At 44.4% G+C, this 24086-nt stretch carries 23 protein-coding genes; 13 read left to right on the top strand and 10 right to left on the bottom strand.

Going from position 1 to position 24086, the window contains the following annotated elements; genetic code table 11:
- Positions 1 to 30 precede the first annotated feature (30 nt).
- Complete coding sequence (gene nagB / locus HW45_RS13415; protein WP_031493925.1) at positions 31 to 831, bottom strand: glucosamine-6-phosphate deaminase; 801 nt, start codon at positions 829 to 831, stop codon at positions 31 to 33.
- A 270-nt stretch (positions 832 to 1101) separates the two neighbouring features.
- Positions 1102 to 1524, bottom strand: a complete 423-nt coding sequence (locus HW45_RS13410) for an organic hydroperoxide resistance protein (RefSeq protein ID WP_031493924.1) — start codon at positions 1522 to 1524, stop codon at positions 1102 to 1104.
- Between the two features lie 106 nt (positions 1525 to 1630).
- Here HW45_RS13410 and HW45_RS13405 point away from each other — a divergent pair, with 106 nt between their 5' ends.
- The 3 genes from HW45_RS13405 (at position 1631) to HW45_RS13395 (ending at position 4154) form a co-directional block, all read left to right on the top strand.
- Complete coding sequence (locus HW45_RS13405) at positions 1631 to 2086, top strand: MarR family winged helix-turn-helix transcriptional regulator (protein ID WP_031493923.1); 456 nt, start codon at positions 1631 to 1633, stop codon at positions 2084 to 2086.
- Positions 2087 to 2092: 6 nt separating this feature from the next.
- On the top strand, positions 2093 to 3007 hold the full coding sequence (locus tag HW45_RS13400) for a LysR family transcriptional regulator (protein WP_038227402.1): 915 nt from the start codon (positions 2093 to 2095) through the stop codon (positions 3005 to 3007).
- Between the two features lie 229 nt (positions 3008 to 3236).
- Positions 3237 to 4154 carry a DMT family transporter gene (locus HW45_RS13395; protein WP_038227399.1) on the top strand — a complete coding sequence of 306 codons (918 nt, stop codon included), beginning with the start codon at positions 3237 to 3239 and terminating at the stop codon, positions 4152 to 4154.
- Between the two features lie 61 nt (positions 4155 to 4215).
- On the opposite strand, the gene HW45_RS13390 is transcribed toward HW45_RS13395, so the two are convergent.
- On the bottom strand, positions 4216 to 5352 hold the full coding sequence (locus HW45_RS13390; RefSeq protein ID WP_081875818.1) for a glyceraldehyde-3-phosphate dehydrogenase: 1137 nt from the start codon (positions 5350 to 5352) through the stop codon (positions 4216 to 4218).
- Positions 5353 to 5739: 387 nt separating this feature from the next.
- Here HW45_RS13390 and rarD point away from each other — a divergent pair, with 387 nt between their 5' ends.
- The gene (gene rarD, locus HW45_RS13385; RefSeq protein ID WP_051868064.1) at positions 5740 to 6666 is read left to right on the top strand and encodes an EamA family transporter RarD; all 927 of its coding nucleotides are present in this window, start codon (positions 5740 to 5742) and stop codon (positions 6664 to 6666) included.
- Positions 6667 to 6700: 34 nt separating this feature from the next.
- Entirely contained in the window at positions 6701 to 7240 is a 540-nt protein-coding gene (gene sigZ, locus HW45_RS13380) for an RNA polymerase sigma factor SigZ (protein WP_081875833.1), read from the top strand.
- A gap of 71 nt (positions 7241 to 7311) precedes the next feature.
- Here the strand turns inward: sigZ and HW45_RS13375 are convergent, their stop codons facing one another.
- The 4 genes from HW45_RS13375 to HW45_RS13360 form a co-directional block, all read right to left on the bottom strand.
- Positions 7312 to 7620 carry a DUF6482 family protein gene (locus HW45_RS13375; RefSeq protein ID WP_038227394.1) on the bottom strand — a complete coding sequence of 103 codons (309 nt, stop codon included), beginning with the start codon at positions 7618 to 7620 and terminating at the stop codon, positions 7312 to 7314.
- A 197-nt stretch (positions 7621 to 7817) separates the two neighbouring features.
- Entirely contained in the window at positions 7818 to 8966 is a 1149-nt protein-coding gene (locus tag HW45_RS13370; RefSeq protein WP_038227393.1) for an iron-containing alcohol dehydrogenase, read from the bottom strand.
- Between the two features lie 218 nt (positions 8967 to 9184).
- Positions 9185 to 9523, bottom strand: a complete 339-nt coding sequence (locus tag HW45_RS13365; RefSeq protein ID WP_038227392.1) for a hypothetical protein — start codon at positions 9521 to 9523, stop codon at positions 9185 to 9187.
- A gap of 95 nt (positions 9524 to 9618) precedes the next feature.
- Positions 9619 to 10158, bottom strand: a complete 540-nt coding sequence (locus HW45_RS13360) for an NUDIX domain-containing protein (protein WP_038227391.1) — start codon at positions 10156 to 10158, stop codon at positions 9619 to 9621.
- A 138-nt stretch (positions 10159 to 10296) separates the two neighbouring features.
- On the opposite strand from HW45_RS13360, the gene HW45_RS13355 reads away from it, so the two are divergent.
- Together HW45_RS13355 and HW45_RS13350 are read left to right on the top strand one after the other, a co-directional pair.
- A complete protein-coding gene (locus HW45_RS13355) occupies positions 10297 to 11931 on the top strand; it encodes a mechanosensitive ion channel family protein (RefSeq protein WP_038227798.1) in 1635 nt (544 codons plus the stop codon).
- A 155-nt stretch (positions 11932 to 12086) separates the two neighbouring features.
- On the top strand, positions 12087 to 12941 hold the full coding sequence (locus HW45_RS13350; RefSeq protein WP_081875816.1) for an SMP-30/gluconolactonase/LRE family protein: 855 nt from the start codon (positions 12087 to 12089) through the stop codon (positions 12939 to 12941).
- A 56-nt stretch (positions 12942 to 12997) separates the two neighbouring features.
- Here HW45_RS13350 and HW45_RS13345 read toward each other — a convergent pair whose 3' ends face one another.
- From HW45_RS13345 to HW45_RS13335, 3 genes are all read right to left on the bottom strand, one after another.
- Positions 12998 to 13249 carry a hypothetical protein gene (locus tag HW45_RS13345; RefSeq protein ID WP_038227388.1) on the bottom strand — a complete coding sequence of 84 codons (252 nt, stop codon included), beginning with the start codon at positions 13247 to 13249 and terminating at the stop codon, positions 12998 to 13000.
- Positions 13250 to 13547: 298 nt separating this feature from the next.
- A complete protein-coding gene (locus HW45_RS13340) occupies positions 13548 to 14279 on the bottom strand; it encodes a carbonic anhydrase (RefSeq protein WP_038227387.1) in 732 nt (243 codons plus the stop codon).
- 124 nt (positions 14280 to 14403) lie between these two features.
- On the bottom strand, positions 14404 to 15594 hold the full coding sequence (locus HW45_RS13335; RefSeq protein ID WP_051868062.1) for an MFS transporter: 1191 nt from the start codon (positions 15592 to 15594) through the stop codon (positions 14404 to 14406).
- A 117-nt stretch (positions 15595 to 15711) separates the two neighbouring features.
- On the opposite strand from HW45_RS13335, the gene HW45_RS13330 reads away from it, so the two are divergent.
- From HW45_RS13330 to HW45_RS13305, 6 genes are all read left to right on the top strand, one after another.
- Complete coding sequence (locus HW45_RS13330; RefSeq protein ID WP_038227386.1) at positions 15712 to 16479, top strand: ABC transporter ATP-binding protein; 768 nt, start codon at positions 15712 to 15714, stop codon at positions 16477 to 16479.
- Positions 16480 to 16500: 21 nt separating this feature from the next.
- Positions 16501 to 17427, top strand: coding sequence for an ABC transporter substrate-binding protein (locus HW45_RS13325; RefSeq protein ID WP_107306048.1), 927 nt, complete (start codon positions 16501 to 16503; stop codon positions 17425 to 17427).
- A gap of 11 nt (positions 17428 to 17438) precedes the next feature.
- On the top strand, positions 17439 to 19430 hold the full coding sequence (gene fhuB, locus HW45_RS13320; protein WP_038227383.1) for a Fe(3+)-hydroxamate ABC transporter permease FhuB: 1992 nt from the start codon (positions 17439 to 17441) through the stop codon (positions 19428 to 19430).
- 270 nt (positions 19431 to 19700) lie between these two features.
- Positions 19701 to 21443 (top strand): IucA/IucC family protein, encoded by a 1743-nt coding sequence (locus HW45_RS13315; protein ID WP_038227382.1) that lies wholly within the window; start codon positions 19701 to 19703, stop codon positions 21441 to 21443.
- 15 nt (positions 21444 to 21458) lie between these two features.
- Entirely contained in the window at positions 21459 to 22304 is an 846-nt protein-coding gene (locus HW45_RS13310; RefSeq protein ID WP_038227381.1) for a GNAT family N-acetyltransferase, read from the top strand.
- A 3-nt stretch (positions 22305 to 22307) separates the two neighbouring features.
- Positions 22308 to 24086, top strand: a complete 1779-nt coding sequence (locus tag HW45_RS13305; RefSeq protein WP_038227379.1) for an IucA/IucC family protein — start codon at positions 22308 to 22310, stop codon at positions 24084 to 24086.

Below are 24086 nucleotides of genomic sequence, written 5' to 3'. Positions count from 1 at the left end.
AGTTCCATTACCCTTGTTCAAAAAGTTGGTTTATAGACCTTTGATGTTCTCAACTTCAAGTTCGTTGAAGTAGCGAACAGTCTTCACTTTAAGCTCTTGCTGAGCTGCATCGTCAGCAACGATGATCGCTTTGCGGTGCATTTGAAGTGCTGTCACTGTCCACATGTGATTTACAGAACCTTCAACTGCCATTTGTAGAGCAAGTGCTTTGTTGTGACCTAGAGTTAGGATCATTACTTCTTCAGCATCTAGAAGAGTCGCCACACCGATAGTTAGTGCGTACTTAGGTACTTGATTGATATCGTTATCGAAGAAACGAGAGTTAGCGATACGAGTATCTTCTGTCAGAGTTTTGATACGAGTACGAGATGCTAGAGAAGAACCTGGCTCATTGAATGCGATATGACCATCAATACCCACACCACCCATGAATAGGTTGATCTTGCCGTATGAACGAATCTTTTCTTCGTACGCAGCACAGTGAGCATCGATGTCATCAGCAAGACCGTCAAGAAGGTTGATGTTCTCTTCTTGGATGTCTACATGATTGAAGAAGTTGTTGTACATGAACGAACGGTAAGATTCTGGGTGCTCAGGGTCGATACCAACGTACTCATCCATGTTGAAAGTAACAACGTTTTTGAAGCTTACTTCACCAGCGTTGTATAGTGCGATCAGCTCTTTGTATGTAGAAAGAGGTGTTCCACCAGTTGGCAAACCTAGAACAAATGGTTTTTCAGCAGTTGGTTGGAATGCATTGATACGCTCTGCGATATGGCGTGCTGCCCACTTACCTACTTGTTCTGCGTTTTGTAATGGAATAAGTCTCATGTTGATCCCCTAATAATAGAATTTAGTTTGTTCTGAAACATTAATTCGCATTATAAAATAAGTTTTTCGAGTCGGCTATTACTTTTCTGTGAATTTTGCGATTTTTCTTGATCGGGATCGCTTTTCATTAGCTTTATGTCGACAAAATCAACAAAGTGAAAGGGATGAAAGTTAAAAATTTCGATAGGTAAATAAAGTGGTTACGACACGTAAGCTAGGTCATTTTTGAGGGGAAAAGCGAAGAGGGCGCGATGCACCCTCTAGAATTCTTTAGATAGCTTGACCGTTTGCAGTAACTGCAACATCGACATTGCCTCGTAGAGCGTTTGAATATGGGCATACTTGGTGTGCAACACGAACCAGTTCAATAGCAGCGGCATCTTCCATATCTAATGTCACATCAAGCGCAACATCCAAAACAAATCCGCCTTGTTCGTTTGCTTTTAATGCAACCGTTGCCTTTGTTGGCGCTGCTTTTAGGCCAAGCTTCTGCTGCTGAGCAACATGAAGGATTGCGTTCGAAAAACACGCTGAATAACCAGCAGCAAAAAGCTGTTCTGGGTTAGTCGCCGTTCCCGTGCCGCCAAGTGCTTTAGGATATGACAACGCAAGATCTAATAGACCGTCATCTGTAGTCACTTGACCGTTACGTCCAGCAAGAGCAGTAGCAGAAGTTGTATAAAGTGCAGACATGATTCATTCCTTATTGTATTAATAATGATTGTGCATAATTAGATTGTGCACAAATCATATTGCCAAATAAGAGTGATTGCAAGTATATTGTGCGCAATATAAATAAATGGTTTGGAAAGATATGAAGTTCGACCAGCTAGAGTCATTAGATATCGATAAGCAAGTTTGCTTTGCACTTTACAGCGCTAGCAATGCGCTGACGCGTGCTTATCGACCAATTTTGGAACAGATTGACCTGACATATCTGCAATACATGACCATGCTTGTATTGTGGAAGAAAGCCCCGATGAACGTTAAAGACATTGGTGCAGACTTGAAGTTGGATTCTGGAACGCTCACTCCTTTACTCAAAAGACTTGAACAGAAAGGGCTTGTGGAGAGAAAACGCAGTGAAACAGACGAGCGTGCGAGAATGATTACTGTCACAGAACAGGGCTTTGCTCTGCGTGACAAAGCCATGTCAGTCCCAAACTCCATTGCATGTAAGGCTCAGTTGGACCTGGAAGACGCGCTGACATTGAAACGAATCTGTGAGCAATTAACCAATAACCTAATGGATTAGTACTTGATGGATATCGAAGGATTATCAAAAGTAGGCTTTAAGCACCTTCTGGCGCTTCATGTCATGCTTGACACAAGCAGTGTCACCAAATCAGCAGAAGTACTGTCGGTTACGCCATCCAGTGTGAGCAAAACCATCACTCAGTTACGTGACATATTAGACGATGAATTGTTCTACCGTGATGGTTCTCAACTCACGCCAACCCCTTATGCCGTAAAAATCGCGCCATTGATTCACTCTATGCTGGCAAGTATGAACGGTTTATTGAACCAAACACGATTTGAACCAAACTCATTTGAAGGCCGATTCAGCCTATCGATGAGAGAAAGCACTTTTGAGTTGTTCGCGCATTCCTTGGCGCGGCTGACCATAGAGTGCACGCCAAAGGCCAAACTCCAAATCATGACAAAGGCTCGATTTGGCTTCGACGCTTTGCACAGTGGCCAAGTAGATTTCATTATTCTCCCTCACGATGTGAGCCAAGCCCCAACCAATACCAAAGAGTTGATTTGGGAAGTGATTCTGGAAGATGAATTGGTTTGCCTAATGTCTTCTGGCAACACGTTAGCAGGACGTGAACTGACAATTGATGATTACCTAAATAGTCAGCATATCGGTATTTCAGATGCCGAACTTAATCGCCCTTATTTTGAGCAGACTCTACGCCAGAAATATCGCGCTAGAGATGTAAAAGTGAATGTTTCAGACTTTGGTGCGGCAGCTGTACTGTGTCATCAATCCAATTTGCTGTTTACTTGCTCTAAAAAATGGGCCGATATTGCGCTTCAAGCAAAAGGATTGGTAGCAAAACCCTTGCCTTTTGAATACGGTAAGGTGGCATACAGTTTGGTGTGGAACCGAGCTAGCATTAACGATCATGCCATCGCATGGCTATGTAATTATCTTCGAAATCTCGCTTAACCCTTAGCTGCTTGTTTATGAAAACCGTATTGGCAGTTGTATATTGATAGGTGATGAAATAGTCTGTTATTTCATCACTAAGGAAATTCATATGTTTGCACAGTCTAACTACCTCTGGCTTCTACTCGATATACCAGTAGCTCGGTAGGTTTTTCTGTGCCTGGCTACGAGTAAAGCGTAGCCAGTCCACACCGCTTATTCTCGTAGCCTTTATTGAAAGGGAGTAAGAATGAGCAACGCGATAGAATCATCCCAAACGTCATCGAAGCCCCAATATGTTAAAGGGTTAATGTTCGCTTTATCTGGAGCGGCGCTTTTCTCACTCAAGCCGATATTGATTAAAATCGCTTTTCAATATGGTGGCGATGCTACAACCATCATGTCGTTGCGCGCATTTAGCTCGCTGCCTTTTTATTTATTGGTGCTTTGTATTCTTTGTCGTTCAGCGGAAAAGCGCCAGCACGTTAGACGTCATGGGTGGCAAGCCGCATTAGTAGGCGTTTTAGGTTACTACGTTGCCAGTTATCTAGATATAGCCGCATTGGAGTACATCAGTGCTCAACTCGAACGGTTACTTATATTCCTATTCCCCAGCTTCGTGGTGCTATTTTCTTGGGTATTTTTGGGACAAGCGCCGTCCAAGCTTGTGCTTAAAGCCGTTGGTATAGGGTATTTAGGTATTGGTTTTATTATCGCTCACGACTTACAGTCTTTTGGCGGAGAAGTATGGAAGGGGAGTGGCTTGGCTATAGCATCGGCCATCGTGTTTGCCGCTTACTTAATGTTAAGTAAAAACATCATAAGTAAGATAGGAAGCGAGCTGTTTACCAGTATTGGTATGGGTAGCGCCGGATTAGCGATCCTAGTGCATTTGTCCTTATCAGGGATTAGTCCGAGTGACTGGTCGTTTCCTCTAATTTTGCTGGGTATTATATTAGGAATCTTCTGCACAGTGCTTCCCTCTTACCTTATCGCAGCTGGAATGGCACGACTAACCGCGACCGAATTGAGTGTCACCTCAAATATAGGTCCCGGCATTACGGCATTAGCGGCGGTGTTTGTTCTAGGTGAGGCATTTACTGTCTATCACGCCGTTGGGTTATGCTTAGTACTGTACTCGGTATACAGTATGAAACAGGCAAACTAAGATATCACTGTGGCTAGATTGGTTGCCCAACTAGCCACATTAGACATAGCGGAGGAAAGGTTTATTTCCATGCGCTACCGAATTGAATATAGGTTGTCCACTCTTCAGGTCCTTTTGCGACGTCGATACCCATACGCAAACCAAGCTGACGGGCAAGCAAGTATCGAAAACCGGCACCTTGGGTATAATATACTTTGCTTCTAGAGATGCTTTCATCATGATTGAATGCAGTACCTGCACCAGCAAATCCAAGAATCGTCCAGCGATTATCAATGTCATAGCTCAGTTCGATTTCACCCAAGGCCGTATTGTCGCCACGATAACGCATGGCTGCTATGCCTCTCATTTCAATAAATGGTTTGGCGTACACTTCTGCTCGTGGGTCAACGTTGTCCGAAATAGATTTCACATCTGCGCGCAGCCCTAGCCCCCATTGTGATGAAAGTCTCGAGTAGTTGAGGAAATAAGCATTGTATTTTTGGTAGTCAAATTGACCCCCGAAGGCTTTTCTATGGTAATCCAGTTTGATACCCGCTTTAGTCCCTTCTCTTGGGGAAAACTGGTTGTTGCGACTATCGTACATCGCTCGAATGCCCACTCGTCCATCTCTAGAGTTTAATGCTAGCTCACTCAATTGGTCGAAGGTCGATGTCGAAGACATATAGCTGTAAGCGCCACCAAGGAAGAAGTTTGACTCTCCTAATCGAAAATCAATCTCTTGAAAGAAATACAGTCCTTTTAAACTTAGATCGAGAGGGGTATCTTGTTCGTACATTTTCAAGTTGAACTGTGCGCCAAACAAACCGCCAAGATAACGGATTTTATCGTTACGCCAGTTGCCAGAATGAAAACCACCATAAAGATGGGAGCCGTTGCTTGTTCCAAGCGCCATCAACCCGGAAGCACTGGCTGGAATATCTTCAACTTTTTCACCGGCCAAGCGTTTCGCTTTACGTTCGTCTGATTCGTGGAAGAAAAGCAACGCTGCACCACCGCCAACGCCAACTGCTGGGTCAGTGACTGTAAGGGGAACTGGCAAAAAACCAGCTGCGTTATCCAAGATAAATTGGCTGCCATCCAGTCTGCCGTCCGTAGGGTCGATAAAACTGTCCATCATTCCCGCACTGGTGTTTTTTGAAATGAAAACAAGTGGTAGTGACAGTAAAGCGAATAGGTGGGTTCTATTAGGTATTTGCATGTTTTGCTACTTAGTTAGGCCTATTAGATGAAGTTGACTCCCTATCTTTCCTTTATTCTATAAAGGATTCTGGTCTTCCTAAGTCAGATTTGTGTAGTTTAACGATGAATGAGTAAATACTCCAACTGCCATCTATTCGAATGCTTTATGAGTCTTAGTTGGACATTAGAAGGTTTACTCTAGTGGCCTTGAGACTGTGCTCTAATTGAATCAATAAATTCTAGTGGGCTGAGTAGAGCAAGAAAGGAAGCAAAAGATACAAAGTAGTGATAATTATCACAGCAAACAGTGCATGAAAAGTGAATCAGACATCGAAAAATCCTATGTAAAATAGGCTCAAAATGCGGTAATGTCCGCGTGTTATTCCTAACAAATAAAAAGCGTCCAATGATTAATAAGTTCTTAAGCTTGTCCGACACAGCGAAGGGGATTAGCGCGTCGATTTTAGCCTCATGCTTGTTTGGCTTATTGCCTCTTTATGTTCAATTTCAGCCCGAGTTAGAAGCATTTAATGTTGCGGGAGGCGAAGGGCATTGGATCGCGGCACAGCGTATTATCTGGAGTGTGCTTGTTGTGCTCTTGTTTCTTACACTGAGCCGAAGAATTGGTATGCTTTTTAGCGCGCTAAAGCAAGTCAACCGCTGGCATCGGTATTTGTTCTCTGCGTTACTCGTTGGGCCGCAATACTGGATTTTTGTTTGGGCACCTCTATATGGGGAGACCTTGTCAGTCGCCTTAGGCTACTTCTCTCTACCTTTAGTGCTGGTGGTGGTTGGGCGATTTGTTTATGGCGATAGACTGACACCGCTACAAACTCTGGCTTGCTGTGTGGCTGGTGCCGGGGTGATATACGCTTATATGATGGCTGAAGGGTTATCGTGGATAGTGCTTTTGATTGCGCTTGGCTATCCAGTTTATTTCGTCCATAGGAGGACTTTGGGTGTCAAAAGCGATGTTGGTTTTGCGCTCGATAATTTATTCCTGTTGCCATTTGCGTTAGGGGCCACACTCTATCTTCAACCGTGGAGTTATATCCAGCAATTGGATGCATCGGTTTGGATTTACTATGTTGGCTTGGCGGTAGCTGGCTCAGTTCCTATGTTGCTCTTTTTGTTTGCGTCACAGTCTTTATCTATGTCGCTCTTTGGCTTGTTAGGGTATGTTGAACCTGTTTTAGTATTCTGTGTAGGACTACTGTTAGGGGAGCGTGTGGCTGCGAGTGATATGCCGACGTATTTATTGGTGATGGTTGCTTTACTAATATTAGCCATGGATGGGTTAAAACGCGCCCGTTCTCACGGTGCGGTGAAGTAATCAGTTTACCAAGTATTAGCATAGAGAGTTGATGATGTTAGAAAGGATTTGGTCAGAATATCAAACTGGCTTGCGAAACTTCTTGAGAAGTAAGATTTCCAACGAATCGGATGCGGAAGATGTGCTGCAGGAAATTTTGATAAAAACGTATCAGAATCTCGACAAGCTACAGAACCCAGACAGCATCAAATCTTGGCTATTCCAAATCGCTAATCGTTCCGTAATCGATTTTTATCGAGCAAATGGTAAAGCTTCTTTGGCAGAGGGAGAAACTTTGTGGTACGAAAGCTCAGAAGAAGATGCCAAGCAACAACTCGCGAGTTGCATTCAGCCACTGATGAGCTCATTGTCTGATTCTTCGGCCGAGCTTTTACAGTCGATAGATATTGAGGGTAAGTCGCAGAAAGAAGTTGCTGAGGAACTAGGTGTTAGTTACTCAACACTGAAGTCGCGAGTGCAAAAAAGTCGCACAGAATTGAAAGCTGTGTATGAGCAATGCTGCCGTTTCTCCTTCGACTCGCGAGGTGCTGTCATGGATTACGAAGCGAAACAATCGAAATGTAATAAGTGTTAGGTATTCAGTCTCAATTGAATTCAGTGCAGTGCCGATTGCGTGGCACTGCACCCTACTTTATTCGCGAGATATTACATTACCGAGCTAAAACTTCCCAAGGGCACTTCTAAAGTGTTTTCACCCACTCTAATCGGGCTTCCAATCATTTCGTCATACGCATTATCTTGTCTTAGAACGACTTCCTTTGCCTCAATGTTATGGCACAATCTGCGCATATCAACAATGTTGTGACTGCGTATCAGCCGCCCATCTTCTTCTGTAATGTAGTGTTCGTCACCATCAATAATCACTGATGCTTGATAAAGCGACATTTCAAGTGAGTGTATGACCAACTTATCAAACTGAGCAAACTGTTCTAAAGCGCTTAATTTTGTGTTCATTCTAACTCCTCCTTGCTAGACAAATTTCTTACGATGTCAGTCGTCAAATTGTTCAAATAATGTTCGGTCAGGCTTTGGGCCCACGACGTTGAGAAGGCGTTTGTTAACGGTTTTTAGTTCGATTTACAATGTAAATGCAAGGCATAGCTGAGGTGCTATGCCTATTACATTTAGGGGTTGTGACTACTTCAATTTAACTACCAAGCCGCTTGGAATATTTCCGCGATTTCTTGTTTAGTTGCCTGACGAGGATTGGTTAAACAGCAAACATCATTCAGTGTACTTTCTGATAGTTTATCAATATCACCTTGGTTAACACCTAATTCTGCTAACGTCGCAGGAATGTTTACCTTTCTTGCAAGCTCATTCATCGCTTCAATTGCCAGCTGAGAAGCTTCTTCTGTTGTTAATCCATGAACCTCTTTGCCCATTGCTTGTGCAATATCGACGAATTTTTCAGGGTTAGCCGTGAGATTAAAACGTTGTACATGAGGAAGGAGTACAGCATTACAAATACCATGTGGAAGGTGATAAGTTGCGCCTAACTGATGAGCCATCGCATGTACGTAGCCAAGAAGCGCGTTGTTAAATGCCATACCTGCCATAAACTGAGCGTAAGCCATTTGCTCCCGAGCTTCGAGGTTACTTCCGTTGCTGACACACGTTGGCAAATGTTTAGTAATTAGCTCAATTGCTTTTAATGCAACCGTGTCTGTGATCGGGTTCGCGGCAACTGAGACATAAGCTTCAATAGCATGAGTAAGTGCATCCATGCCTGTTGCAGCACTCAGTGAGCTCGGCATGGCAAGCATTAACTGAGGGTCGTTGACTGAAATCAATGGGGTTACCTTTTGGTCAACGATCGCCATTTTGATTTGTCTGCTTTCGTCCGTGATGACGCTGAACATCGTCATCTCAGAAGCGGTGCCAGCTGTGGTATTAATCGCAACTAAGGGGAAGGGTGATTTACTCGCTTTGTTGATCCCTTCATAGTCGGTGATTTTTCCGCCATTAGTTGCGACTAAGGCGATGCCTTTTGCACAGTCATGAGGTGAGCCACCACCAACAGAGATAATAAGATCACAATCATTGTCTACTAACGTAGAGAGACCTTGTTCTACATTGTCGATGGTAGGGTTAGGCTGTGTTCCATCGTAAATAGCAAAAGACATGCCTTTGGCGGCAAGTTGCTCAGTAATCGTTGCTACGAGGCCAATTTGAGTTAAAACGGCATCCGTCACTATCAGCGCTTTGCTAAAGCCTTGTTGGTGAATGGTATCTACGGCTTGAGATAAACACCCACTGCCTAATAAATTGGTAGAGGGAAGGATAATAGAACTGCTCATTTGAATGCTCCTTGCTATTCGCCATGATGTATATGATAGCGAGAAGCTAACATGGGCAAGAGCAAGTTCTTATGATGTAAATCAATGGGTTAGTATGAGATAAATTTAGTGTAAATTATGTACTAACCCTTTTGAAACAATTGGTTAAGCGGTCTTTGTGGGGTGGTCTATCACTATTTGTGGTATTGAGCTCCCTGAACTATTAGTAATACGGATGGTTAAATGTGACCGAGTTCACCAAGTGTTACTTTAGATAATGCACGATCAGCTTCGAGAGTGTGGGCAATTAACTTTCGTGCGTCATCAAGTTCAAAGCCTTGATCTAATGATCGATCTGCTTCTTTGGTGACCATTTTTAGGAGCTCGATAGAGGAAGAAATATCGTCAATTGACCCTTTTAGCTCGCTCAGTATCTGAAGACTAAAAAGTTGCTCTGTGAGCTTTTTAATCGCAGATTCAAGATCATAGGCGTCCTCTCTCAAATACATTGTAGTTTTGTATGTTTCTAGTCGCCGAAGTGTGTCGATTAAGCACTCTTGAAGAGTTAACTGATCCATAGCCATTCCTCAATCAGGGTCGTATTCTTCCAGCTTGGGATATAATTACCGAATATCGAACTTTATAAGTACTTTTGTGACTAGTTTCCGATTTTTTAAGGAATCAAGCCTTTCATTTTGGTCAGTCCCCATGCGCCCGTGGTAACGATATCTTGGATTTCGCCTTCGATGACCATAGTTTCAAACTCTTTGATCGTGAAGGCCTGAGTGATGAGATCTTCTTCTTCACTATCAAGGCGCTGTTGCTTTTGAGTCAGTTCAGTAGCGAGGTAAACGTGGCAGGTTTGATTGAGGAAACCGTACGCGATGAGTTGTTTGCCTACATATGTCATATTTTGTGCTTCAAGTCCGGTTTCTTCTAATAACTCACCCTTGGCGAGATCCAGATGATCTGCATCGGGATTCGACTCCCAAGCACCCTGAGGAAGCTCCCAGAAGCGAGCACCCACCGAATATCGGAACTGTTGAACTAAGTGAATGTTCTGGCCGTCAAGGGCAATAATAACCGCGCAGTCGGGTTTATCTACTACACCATAGATTCCTTCTTTGCCACTGGGGCGTTCTATTCTATCTTCGCGAACGGTCATCCAATTGTTCTTATATACGACTTTTGAATCTAGTGTTTTTATGGTCATACAATTCTGGCCCTTAAATTGTTCTAGGAGAGATAAATCACATTACTTCGAACTCTTATAATTTCAATAAGAAAAAACGAGAATTCAAAGAATTAGATCCTATTCTTATAGAAAATCATACTGTTAATGGATGACCAAATGAAACACTGGCTGATAGTATTCTTGAGTTATTGTGTCGTCATGACTTCTTGGGCAGAGAGTGCTTTTCCTTTAGCACCCCCAGATACCAGTACGCCTAAAGCAACTTATGAAAGTTACCTTAAGCGGGTAACTGAGGCGAATTTGGCTCTGGGAGAGGTTTATGGTGATATTGCCAATGTAAGTGTGGAGCAAAAGCAGAATATCTACGCGCTGTTCGACAAAGCCTCACAAACTTTTGATCTTTCTGCTATTTCTGATCTTAATCGTCATAGAGTTGCGATGGAATCGGTAATGTTAATGAAAGAGATTCTGGATCGTATACCGAGCTTTGACCCGACAATGATACCCGATTCTAAAGACGTTCAAAGTTGGACGATTCCGGATACTAATATACAAATAGTAAAGCAAGAATCTGGTAATTATCTCTTCTCTAGACAGACTGTGGCGAATCTTCATGATTACTACTCATTAGTGAAGCACTTACCCTCGAAGTTGGATTCTACGCCTGACTATTATCAATATTATTCATTGAGTGCAGGACGATTGATTCCGCCAACGTGGTTTTCACTTATTGACTCGCTGCCTCCTTCGATGATGTCTGAAATCGCAGATCAAGCTGTATGGCAATGGGTTGCGTTCCTATTATTAACCGCTCTTCTTACAGGTTACGCGTATTTGGTCTATCGACAGGTGCACCATGCGCTGTTGAAGCCCTCTTTGATGGCATTGGGATTGTTTGGCTACACATGGATTGCTGATTATCAGCTCAATCTAACTGGTGGTCTGATGAACCTTCTCAATGTGGCAGGGGAGTTATTGTTCTGGCCTTTGATTGCACAAGTCGCATACATCGTCGCATCCTCAAGCTGTAAAGTATTATTCGCTGGTAATGGCCAGGTTAGTGGTTTGAAGAAGAGTTTGAGTCAAATCACGGGAACCATTGTTGGTACCTTATGTGGGGTAGCAATTCTTGGGTTCGGTTTACATCGTTTGGGTGTCCCAGTGTATGGGATTGTGACCGGGCTAAGTCTAGGTGGTATGGCAATTGCTCTAGCGATAAAACCTACGATGGAAAACCTGATAGGCGGGGTCATTCTATTTATGGACAAGTCTTTGTCTGTTGGCGACTTTTGTAAAGTAGGTAGTGTTTCTGGAGTGGTTGAGCAAATAGGTGTCCGTTCTACATTGATTCGCGCTAAAGACCGAACGCAAGTCACTATCGCTAACGGCGATCTAGTGAAAATGCAAATCATCAATTTCAGTCGCAGGGACCGTTATCCACTTTTGGTGACTCTCAATCTTCGCTATGAAACTCCAATGGAAACGATGGTGAGCTTGACCCGCGATATCCGTTCAATGTTGGAAGCACATGAGTTGATTTTGGCATCACCACTCAGAGTACATTTTTCTTCGTTCAGCGATTACAGTCTGGATATTGATATATTCGCCCATATTGATACCCAAGAGCGGGAAGCATTCTTGACCATTCAGCAAGAATTACTGATGAAGATAAATCAGATTGTTGCTGAGCATGAAGCCAAATTTGCCTTGCCATCGAATACCACGTATCTAAAATCCGATTTCCAGCTTAACAATCCCAGTCAGCTCAAAGTAGCGGGCGATAGAGACTGAATGTTTCGCTGATCATTCAATAGGGACGATTCTCCGTCCCTTGCTTACATAATTTGTCCTTCAAATTGTTAATCAGCGCTAGCGCCCTAGCGCTGATTTTGTTACAACAGTGCCAGAAAATTACCAACCTTAATTGATACAAAAAGGACATGAACGTGGCACAACCTATTCAGTTTGAAAAGTTCGTCGATCTAGATTTTGATTTGGCGGAATGTCCACGCTGGGACTGGCGTAATGAATCTTGGATGTGGGTCAACATCTGTGACGGAGAGCTTTGGCGCCAAAAAGACGGTGTGAACGAAAAACTTGAGTTTGACGAACCTATTGGGTGTTTCGCTATGCATGGTGAGCAAGGGTTCATCGTAGCGCTTAAGTCAGGTATGTATCACATTAGCAATTGGGGTGCAGAAAAAACGTCTTTGGCACCGTTAGTCTCTGAGTTTCCACGCATGCGTTACAACGATGGTCGCACTGCACCTGGTGGACGCTTTGTTGCTGGTACGCGTAATGGCGCCAAGGTTGGTGACCAAGGGCAATTCCATCAGTTACATCTTGATGGCACGATTGAAGCGCTACCAATGTTCGCCTGGACATGTAATGGCCTAGCGTTTTCACCAGATGGTCAATGGTTGTACTGGGCAGATACAGGTTCAAGTAAAGTGTATAAGCACAGCTACGACGCTGAAACAGGTCAATATGGTGAGCAACTAGTGCATTGTGACCTTACTGAACACAATGGTCGTCCTGATGGTGCAAGTGTAGATGCTGAAGGGAACTACTGGGTAGCTATGTATGCAGGTCAATCTGTGGTTAAAATCTCACCTGATGGCGACGTTATTGACGTGATTGCTGTGCCATCAGAAAACCCTACAATGGTCGGTTTTGGTGGTGAAGAGTTAACGGATCTTATTGTGACTTCTGCAGAAGGCAGTAATGAGAAAGGCAAGCTTCTGATTGCTAAAAACGTAGCACAAGGCCTAAAAGAAACACTAGCAGCAGTGGCGGTATAAGCTCGCTACGGCGCGTACCCAATGTAGTCATAGCGGTGCATCTGAGTGCACCGCTGTCAACAACTCATCGACATCTGCTGTTGGCGATACACAGCTCGATTCATGTCACTTAAGTCATCTTCTGTAATATACTTTTTGGCGACCACGTTGCCTGACACCACCAGGTGAGAAATGTAATCTCTGCAACTCGTTGTGGGCATATTGCTCCACATGAAGTCTGCTTTGGTGGTATCATTAAAGCCGATATTAAGCACGATAAACCGCTGCTTATTCCTCATATCGTATACGTTGATCTCACACTGTTGCATACTGCACCCCCTTGTTTTGCCCACCGCTATTCAAGGCTAACCTACTATTCTCAGTAAGGAATGCTTTTGAACATCGTGTTATTCAAAATCTCATCATTGCAACATATTCTAAATTTTGTTTAACAGTTAAGTTACACGCTATGCGTACGGTAAACTTTGAAGCAGTTCAAAGAGTTAATTTTCGAAAGGTTGGGATTCGTATTTCTGGAAGGTTGATCAAAAAAAATTACCACTAATGTAATGATTTTGTTAATTAAAATAAGGGTACAGAGAGCACCCTTGTCAATTTAGAGCTGAGTTACTTTAGAATCAGGCGGGCGTTATGTGGCTGTATAGGACGTGCATTATTCCCCATAGTGTCAGATAAGTTATCCAGAGGTGCTTGTTCAATAAATTGTGGGTCAGTTAAGACAATCCAACGTACTCCTTCGCTACATGGTGGAGTGGTTAGTGAACCGTTGTAACGATAATAGCTGTGAACTCTTGGAAGCATTGATTCAAGTTTTACATCTGATTCCACTTTTATTGACTGGCCATTTGCTGGCAGTGTATTCAGAAGAGCCGAAAGGGCAGAGTCTTCTCGTTTCCCTATGTCGTACATAACGGCAACAACCGCGAGTTCACCATTATCATTGGCGTGGACGAAATGCGCTTCAAGCGGGGCGTGTTTACCGTTAATGGTATTCTCAGACGGAGTATGAAAGTGGAACTGTTTTAACGTGAACGTTTGTTGGTCCAGTTTCAAGGTGTTGTTACCCGTGACATTGATTTGAATGGTATGCCCATTATTAACAACGTTGCCAATGCTACCTGAATAGTCAAACTCAAGTGGCGTCATCTCTGCTGCGGTAAGCGATTGTGTTTCTATATCGATGGGGCTTTGATTTTTACCTTGGCTGCATGTGCTGCTGAATGAGCCCCAGTGTGCAGGGCCGTTATCTGCATCGTATCCCCAACTTTGCGCGACTACCGCTTGAGAGAATGGCAGCAGTGATGTGAGAGTTAGAGCGAGTGTTATCTTATTTTTCATCTGATGATTATCCTTGTCTGACGTAGAGAGTGTGAATACTCTGGCGCTAGAATAATGGATAATTTCAAAATGCAATTGCTTGCATATTTAGTTTGCGATTCTGCTCCAATCTTAACCAAAAAGACTATGTCTTGAGCTGTCGAAATGTAAGTAAAATCATCAAACCAGCAAGCGAGATGCTAAACCCTATTGGAGCAACGTCTAAGTAGGCGCTCAATGACATGATAAGGCCTGCCAATCCAAACCCGATAGTATGTCCTGTTGCAATAAGCCCACTGATCTGTCCCTGATTTTCACTATGATGTTGCATCGCTTTTGCCGTGTAGGCTGGAGCCATTACAGCGTTACCTGAAGAAAGAACGATGATAGCGAATAGGTACGTCGTAATGCTAGGTACCAGAAACAGTCCGTAGCCAAAGAGAGTGAGAGTGGCGCCTAGAATAAGCATCTGATTGACTGAGAACAGCTTTTTCTTTACGACAAATAGCTGCGTCAATAACGTTGCCACGGCACTGGTTGTCAGTAAATAGCCAACCCAATTTGACCATTGTTCGGGTGTTAATTCAGGTATGCTTTGCAGCAACGACGTTAACGAGTAATGCAGTACGCCAACGGCCGCACAGAGACAAAGCCCAATGGTGATATAACTTTTAATACTACCTAGAAGCGCACGACTTTTTATCTTCTTGGGGCTTACTGTCGATGGTATTGAAGGTTGCAATAGACACAGTGTCACCAGAAATAAGGCGGAGGAACCGACGAAAGCGAAAGGAAGTAGCGGATTTAACTTAACTAAGGCAACGGATAGCAATGGCCCACCAATTCGGCCAACGCTAAGTGCGGCGCTGACAGAGGTAATTGCGCTCAAGCGATTTTCTTTCCCAACAGTTTGTATTGCCCAGTGTTGACTGGCTGGCACTAATCCCGACACTGTCAAACCATAGATTATTCTCAATGTGCCCAATAACAAAATACTTGTCGCCGTTGAAATCCAACTCTGTTCTAGGGCATGGATGATCAGGGCAAAACCGATAAAGGTAACAGCAAGGCCCAACAATCCTATAGAGACCACTTTTCTAGGCCCAGACTTATCACTCTGCTTTCCCCAGTATGGAGCGCTAGGTAGAAATAGAACACTTCCAATGGCAATTAGTATCGACCATGTGCCCAAGTCAATATCTGTGGTCATTACCAGTATCGGTAGTGAAACAAGTAGCGCATTTTGTCCAAAGCCGATCAGCGAAGCGAATGCGCCAATTAGCCACAGATTGCGTGTCGGACGTTGTTTCGCTGGAATGGTGTGAGTGTCGAGCATAGCAATGAGGTTTTATAGAGTGGTGACAGAACACTCTAAAGTAATTACAATGCGCATACAAATCTTTCTCATTTGCAATTATATTAATTGCTTTAATAATAAGATGCTCAATTTATTATGTTTTCATTAAAGCAAGCAAGCTTCGAAATAGGCTCACTTGAAATCCTAGTCCCTTTTGATTTGGACTTTGTTGCTGGGGAAGTCACCTCGCTGCTAGGTCATAATGGTAGTGGTAAATCAAGCTTGATTAAAATGCTTAGCCGCCAGAATCAAACTGCATCAGGAGAGGTGACCCTAGAAGGCAAAATCATTGATGATTACTCACCAAAAGAGTTTGCTAAGAAAGTGGCTTACCTTCCTCAACATCCACCTATCACCGATGGTGTGACAGTTCGTGAACTAGTGATGTTTGGCCGTTATCCCTGGAAAGGCGTGTTAGGCAGATATAACGCTGAAGATTATCAGATTGTCGAAGATGCCATTAAACGTGTTGGCTTGCAGCCGTTCGCTGAACGTTTCGTGAGTACGTTATCCGGAGGTGAGAGGCAGCGTGCCTGGGTTGCTATGCTTTTGGCTCAACAAAGCGAATGTATCTTGCTTGATGAACCAACCTCCGCACTCGATGTTACCCATCAATATGAGTTACTAAAACTGATTCGAGAATTAAACCAGAGCCTAGGTCTGACGGTGATTATGGTAATCCATGACGTCAATATGGCTGCGAGGTTTAGTGATCGTCTGGTGGCTCTTAAACGAGGACGAATTGTTGTAGATGGCTCGCCAGAAGCGGTGATGAATGAAACATCACTATCAGAAATCTACGGAATGCCTCTCTCTACCTTTACTGACCCACAAACTCAGAACGTCATCAGCTACGTTCGTTAACCCAATCAAGGAAAGCTCGCTGTGTTAAATCGAACTCAATCAAAAGTCATCATTACTACGCTCATGGCATTTATGCTGAGTGTGGTGTCAACGTTGTCTATGGCAAAAACAGTTCAGCATGAATTGGGAACCGTGACATTCCAGCAAACTCCGAAGCGTGTCGTGGTGCTTGATTGGGCGTTAGCTGAGTCGGTGCTAGCGCTTGGTGTGCAGCCGGTTGCTGCGGCTGACGTCAAAGGCTATCAAGATTGGGTAGGGTCGCCGGCATTACCCTCAGACACGATCGATGTCGGTTCACGCCGTGAACCAAACTTAGAACTTATCGCTAGCTTAAAACCTGACCTTATTCTGATGAGTGGTCATTTAGCGCCTGCTTATGAAAAACTGAACGCTATTGCACCAACCATTGCGATGAGTATTTACAACGACAAGCAACAACCTTACGAGAATGCTAAATCATTAGTGACTATGTTGGGAGAGGTATTTAATAAACAAGAACAAGCCAAATCAGTGATTGCGCAGACAGAGAAAAAGCTGGCAGATAATGGCGCTAAGGTCGCGCAGTTGAACAACGGTAAACCATTCCTAATGGTGCGCTTTATTGGCGATAAACATGTTCGAGTCCACAGTACAGGTTCTCTGATGAATGACACTATCTCGGCTATGTCGCTTAAAAATAGCTGGAATGGTCCAACTAACAGTTGGGGATTTTCTTCTGCAAGTGTTGAACAGCTTGCCAAGTATCAAGACAGTAACGTACTTATTTTTGGTCCGCTTACCCAGCAAGAGCAAACGCAACTTAACGCGTCTCCACTTTGGGGAGCCATGGCATTTTCACGAGAACATCGCGTGAAAATTATTCCTAAAGTTTGGACATTTGGCAGTTTGATAGCGATGCAGAGACTCAGTGATGAAGTCGTCAATCAAGTCTCAACACTTGGTCATTAACAGGTTTGCAGATGCAGTTAACAGCAACACAGCGCACTTCCTATAACATTAAAGCTCTTGTTTTAGTGCTCCTTGGATTAGTGGCGTTGACCTGGCTAGTAGATAACGCGCTACCCTACCAATTATCGGCGACAGAGTGGCAGACCTACTTTTTTCATCGAGATGATAGTGACTACCGTCAACTGATCCTCCATTTTACCTTTTTCCCTCGCTTATCGATGGCGCTGCTATGTGGCGCCGCGTTGGGGATTGCGGGATGCTTAATGCAGCATCTTTTGCAAAATCCGTTGGCCTCTCCAACAACACTTGGCGTGGCTGCTGGAGCAGAACTTGGCATGACGACCAGTCTGCTGTTTGGCATTGCTGGTGGCAGTATTATTCAGTACTCCTTTGCTTTTGGTGGCGGTATGGTTGCCGCCGCGTTAGTGTTCTTGTTGACCGCTAAAAAAGGGTTCGCTCCTTTGCAAATGGTGCTGGCTGGTATGGTGGTGACTTTGTTTTTGGGGGCGACCAACATGATGTTGGTTATGCTTAATGAGCAGCAGCTAACTAGTCTGTTTGTATGGGGAGCTGGCGCGCTCGCCCAGCAAGGTTGGGACAATAGCATCACAATTTTAACTGTGTTGAGTGTGATTCTAGTGGTGGTCATGGCAATGCTACGGCCGCTTTCTGCCATAGAACTAGGTAGTGAAGTTGCTGAGTCGGCTGGCGTGAATGTCGCTAGAGTTCGAGCCATCGGCCTGACGCTCGCGGTTATCGTGACATCGGTTGTTGTGGCGACAGTGGGAGTGATTGGCTTTGTTGGTCTTGTCGCTCCCACTATTGCCAAAATGCTTGGTGCTAGACGGTTCGTGCATCGAGTGTTTGTTAGCGGTGGTGTTGGCGCATTACTGCTGTTAACCGCTGATCTGATCATTCAGCCATTCTCAGGTGTCTCAAGTGAACTATTGCCAACCGGCGCGATGACTGCATTGTTTGGGGCACCATGCCTTCTTTGGTTACTGACTAAACACAAATTTGCTTCCAGTTTTAAGGCAGAAGAAGTTGCCAGCAAAGTTTACAATCCAAAACCTTTTGTTCTAGTTTCTTTGATTCTTGCTGCGATATTACTCACGATAGCAAGCTGTGCGCTGTTCTTGGGGCGAACTCATTTAGGTTGGAGTGTTACAGCGGACCTTAATATTCTCAACCTTCGTCTTCCTCGTGTTTTAGGCGCAATATTTGCGGGCTGTGGACTGGCTTTAGCGGGGACCATGGTACAACGAATCACAGTTAACCCAATGGCGAGCCCAGAGGTAATGGGTATTAGCTCTGGTGCAGCATTGGCTTTGGTACTTTGCGCGTGGTTTGGCTTCACACCAACAAGAGGCGAACAAATCCTTTATGGAGGAGTGGGTGCGGCACTAGTGATGATGGTGATCTTGCAGTTTAGTAAACGCTCGAACTATGCCCCGTCGCAGTTACTTCTCACGGGTATTGCTGTGAGCGCGGCGCTAGATGCTATCCTTCGAGTGGCGTTGTCATCTGGTCAAGATAATGTACAAGCACTATTAACATGGTTGTCGGGCTCAACTTATTTGGCGAGTTACAGTGATGTGTCGGCATTGGCTATTGGCGTTTTGGTATTGGGAGGCGGGACGTTTATCGCGAGTCGTTGGTTGGATATTCTAAATCTAGGGCAGGTATCTGCTGTCTCGGTTGGAGTGAATACCAAGCGTACCCGATTGTTCTTGCTAGTGATGGCGTCTCTGCTGACGGCTCTGTCGACACTGGTCATTGGTCCCCTCAGTTTTGTCGGACTGCTTGCCCCTCACATCGCTCGTGCATTAGGCCAGTATAAAGCGAAGAACCAACTTATCGTTGCTTGTTTTGTAGGGGCGATATTGATGGTATCTGCTGACTGGCTTGGTCGAACTCTTTGGTTTCCATGGCAATTTCCTGCGGGTTTAATGGCTTCTGTTGTAGGTGGTGGTTACTTCCTCCTTCTACTACGAAAGGCTTAAAAATACGCAGTAAAATGTGACTAGTATCATAAAAATGGCACATTTTAGTGCCATTTTTCATTTCTGCTTTCTGATGATTCTATCATCCTGTTCCACGTCATTTCCCCGATTTTATCTGCACACTTATTTCTTTTCACGTTCGTCCCTTGTTGGGCGATGGCTATTTCTCTGTTTGATGCTATTTCAGTAAAGATTCAATATATTGATGTTGATTGTGATAATCATTAGCATTCGCATTTGATTGTCGGGGTTAAGGAAGAGGTAAGAAAAATGACAACCCATCATGCCCATTTTACTGATGTGGCGGCGAACTGTTTTTGGAATGGACTGTATCGTGAGTCTACTCTAGTTGAGATTGTGAGTAAGGAAGCTACCAAGTACCTTTGCGCTCCAATTCGAGACGGCAAGTTAATTATTGTTGAGGTATTGAGTGAGTCTAGCACCGGTATTAACCGTTATTCACCATCAATTGAGCTGCGCAATTCACGTGGTGATTACGCAGAGACATTAAGCTTCCAGCAGGCCTGTGAACTCATCATTGCCAATGACGACATTGTTGGTAGCATCGACGCTACGCAGCGCAAGCAATTCCTTGGAGCTGTATCGGAAAGTCATCGCAATACCTGGGTGGCACTTGAGCAGTATGGTCAAAGTCTAGGGGATCAGCAAACATCGTTTGAGGAATCTGAGCAGAGTTTGTATGTCGGGCATTCGTTGCACCCGGCGCCGAAAAGTCGCTCCAATCTTAGCCTTGAAATCAGTAAACAATTATCTCCAGAGTTAAAAGCCAATTTTGCTTTACGTTGGTTTGCAGTGCGCAATGAGTATGTATTTGGTGGTTCGGCAACGGGTAGTGATTGGCGAGAGTATGTTAAGCAGCTTCAGGTGAGCGAAACGACATTACCTGACACCGCCAAACCGTATTTAAATAGTACCGGTTGGCAGGTTCTCCCGATGCATCCTTGGCAAGCGACACAGCTATTAGCGCTGCCTCAAGTTCAGGAACTGACAAACTCAGGAAAGCTAATTGATCTTGGATTCGGACACTCTACATGGTTTGCAACGTCATCCACTCGCGCTATTTATAATCCGACTGCACCATTTATGCTCAAGTTCTCGCTGAGTGTGAAATTGACCAATTCGATTCGCTTGTTATCTGAGAAGGAAGTGAAGAGAGGGACGGCACTTGCAGATATTTGCCAATCACTCTCTGAAGATGCGAGGAAATATTTTGCCAATGGATTGTCTATCATCCACGAGCCCAGTTACTTTGGTTTAAAGGACAACAAGGGGGAGGTTATCGATGAATCATTGGCGACCGTGCGCGACAACCCGTTTGTGGTTGATGACCAACAGCCGATGAAATCTCATGGCGTGCTTGCGACCCTTTGCCAGCAGACTCCTTACAAGCAAAGCGGCTATGCATTGTCCAACGAACTTCTCATGTTGGCGCACCGAAATCAAGCAGATGCCGAAACACTGGCAACGCAATGGTTTGAAGCGTTTTGTGACAATGTTGTAGTACCGATTTTCGAGTTGCAAAGCCAGTTAGGCATTGTGCTACTCGCTCATCAACAGAATATCGTTGTAGAGCTAGAGCAAGGTATGCCAACCAAAGGTTACTTTAGAGACTGCCAAGGTGTCGGGTTTACCAAACTCGCATTTGAGCACTTCCCACAACTGGGGAGCCCTGAGACGACAGAGAACTATTGGGATAGAGCAAAAGTAAACCGCTATTTCCCCTACTATCTGATTTTGAATTCATGTTACGGCGTCATAGCAAGCTTATCGCCATTAGTTGAAGAAGCGATTCTATTTGACCTGTTGAAGCAGCGTTTAACTCAACTATACCAATCTGCCCCAGCCGATACAGACTGCCTGCATTATGTGCTCAACTCTGACTCATTGTGCTGCAAAGGCAACTTCTATTGTTACCTCCAGGGTTTCAACGAGAACTCTATTCCCGATCCTTCGGTTATCTATTTTGAACTTCCTAACTATTTATCACGTTGATTAAAGGATTACGTCGTGAATACAGAACAACTTGTGCGTGACGTTGAGACGCAGTTTACTCATCACCCCAACTTAGGGGCAGTTTCGCTAACAGAACAAGAATGCCAGCTTTTAGGTTTTCCTATGCAGTGGTTAGATAAAACGGGAATTGATAGAGCTTGTTTCTTCCAAATTAACCACACCGGCCTTTGCCATCAGCCTTCTGATCGTTTTCCTTATAGTAAGCAGCAAGACGACCCTACGAGAGGCTATTTGGCTACACGTCCACCTAAGCCCGAAGGTGAAGTTTACCGTCGATTTGATGTGGCCTTAGAGAAAGTCATATCGTTTCGAACGTTTGATTTCGACAAAGATCTAGCTCGCTTTACCCAATGGATGAACAACCCTCGAGTCGCTGAATTCTGGGAGCAAGCTTGGACGGAAGACAAGCTCAAAGAGTTTGTTGAAAACCGATTCTCTGATGGTTTTACTTTGCCCTTGATTGGCGAAATTGACGGCCAACCATTTGGCTATTTTGAAGTGTATTGGGCCGCCCAAGATAGGTTAGCGCCTTATTATGATTTTCAGGAGTTTGATCGAGGAATCCATCTGCTTGTTGGTGACGAAAATTATCGAGGCAAGCAGTACTTCGATGCATGGTTGCGTGCCTTGTGTCATTACGCTTTCTTAGACGATGTTCGAACGCAACGTATTGTCATGGAACCTAGGTTCGACAACGTGAAGCTATTCAAACGTCTTGCGAGCAGTGCGTTCGAAAAGCAGTTTGAGTTCAACTTTCCACACAAGCGTTCGGCATTAATGATGATGAAACGAGAATTGTTTTTCGATCTCGCTTGGTCGATGGATAGTGAGAGGGCATAAGGTATGGACGCTAGTCAGGCTATTTCTCAGTATTGGTCGCACGCCAATCGGAATTTGGTGGCAAAAATCATCAGTGAGTTTCACTACGAGGGGGCGTTTGAGATAGGCGAGACCTCAGATTCAAACCTCTGTGCCGCTCGTATCGGCAATGCGCAGTATCATTTTCAGGGGCGTAAGCAGATATGGGGTAGCTATCGCATTGATGCCGACTCATTAGTGCGTGTTTGTGAAGAGCAAAATAAGACCGCTGTCGAGGCAAACTTACTATTGGCTGACCTCAAGCTTCATCTCTCAATGAGTGATCATCGAGTTGCTGAGCACGTCGAAGATATGAACGCCACGCTGTATTCCGATTGCTTGATGATGGCTGAGAATGCAAAGCGAACTGCGAGTGACATGTGTTCGATGAGCCTAATTGAACAGCAGGCGGGGATTGCAGGGCACCCTAAGTTCGCCTTTAACAAAGGAAGAAGAGGCTGGGGTGTGAGTGATTTAGAACATTACGCACCGGAATTTAGTGGTCACTTCCAGCTCGTTTGGTTGGCGATTCGTCGCACTAGTTTACAAGTTGGTATTGCCAACAATTTAAACTGGAATCACGATCTTGTAGCAAGCATGCTATCTCCATCTGAAATGGTTCTATTTGAGAACAAACTTGCTGCCGATTCGCTGGCTCCAGAAGACTATCTGTTGATACCTGTTCACCCATGGCAATGGGAGAATAAGTTGGCGATGGCCTACATTAAAGAGATAAGTGATAAGACACTGGTTTATCTTGGCGGAGCTGGTAAGCAGGTCTCGCCGCAGTTATCCATTCGCACTTTGAGTGTCATTGATGATTCGAGCGGTATTCCAGCGTTTGATATCAAACTTCCTCTTACTATTATGAATACCTCGTGTTACCGAGGCATTCCAAGTCGATATATCCAAGCGGGACCTTATGCTTCGAGCTGGATAAAACAGAAATGCGAAACAGATGCTGAACTGCAACAGCTAGGCACTCAAGCGTTGGAAGAGCCAGCAAGTGCGTATTTAGCGTCCACTGCCTATTCACAGTTACAAGACGCTCCCTATCGATTTCACGAGTTACTCGGCGTTATTTGGCGAGAGTCGGCGGAGAGTAAACTAGAGCAAGGTGACCGTGCCTATCTGATGGCATTGCTGTTTGAGATGGACAGTCATGGTCAACCTATGGTGTTAGAACTGATCAAGCAGTCTGGTCTGACGGCGACACTATGGCTGGAAAAACTGTTTACCGCGGTTGTGGTTCCTTACTATCACTTGTTGGTGAAGTATGGAATATCGCTCATTGCTCATGGGCAAAACGTGACAGTAGTCTGTCGTGACGGCATTCCTGAGCGAATTCTATTAAAAGATTTTCAAGGTGATATGCGATTAGTTCAAACGGACATTCCTGAACTAGATGCACTGCCAGATATCGTCAAGCAAGTCACTACACGCCTACCGGAAGAGCTGATTATTCATGATCTGCAAACCGGTCATTTCGTTACAGTACTCAGGTTTTTATCTCCGCTGCTTGAGAAAATTGAGGTGACAGAGCTGGAGTTTTACTCCGTATTAGCGAGAACCATCCGACAATATCAAGGCCGACATCCAGAGCTTGCTTCACGTTATGAAGCACTGAACCTATTCAAACCACAGATCCTAAAACTGGGCCTCAATCTGTCTAAATTCAGACACGATACCGACAACAGCAGCGACCGTATGCTTCCGGATATGGATCTTTATATGGACAACCCACTTTATTTTTCAGAGCGATAA

Source organism: Vibrio sp. ER1A (genome assembly GCF_000733315.1).
Lineage (GTDB): Bacteria > Pseudomonadota > Gammaproteobacteria > Enterobacterales > Vibrionaceae > Vibrio > Vibrio mediterranei.
This window is presented reverse-complemented; position numbering and strand designations above follow the sequence as displayed.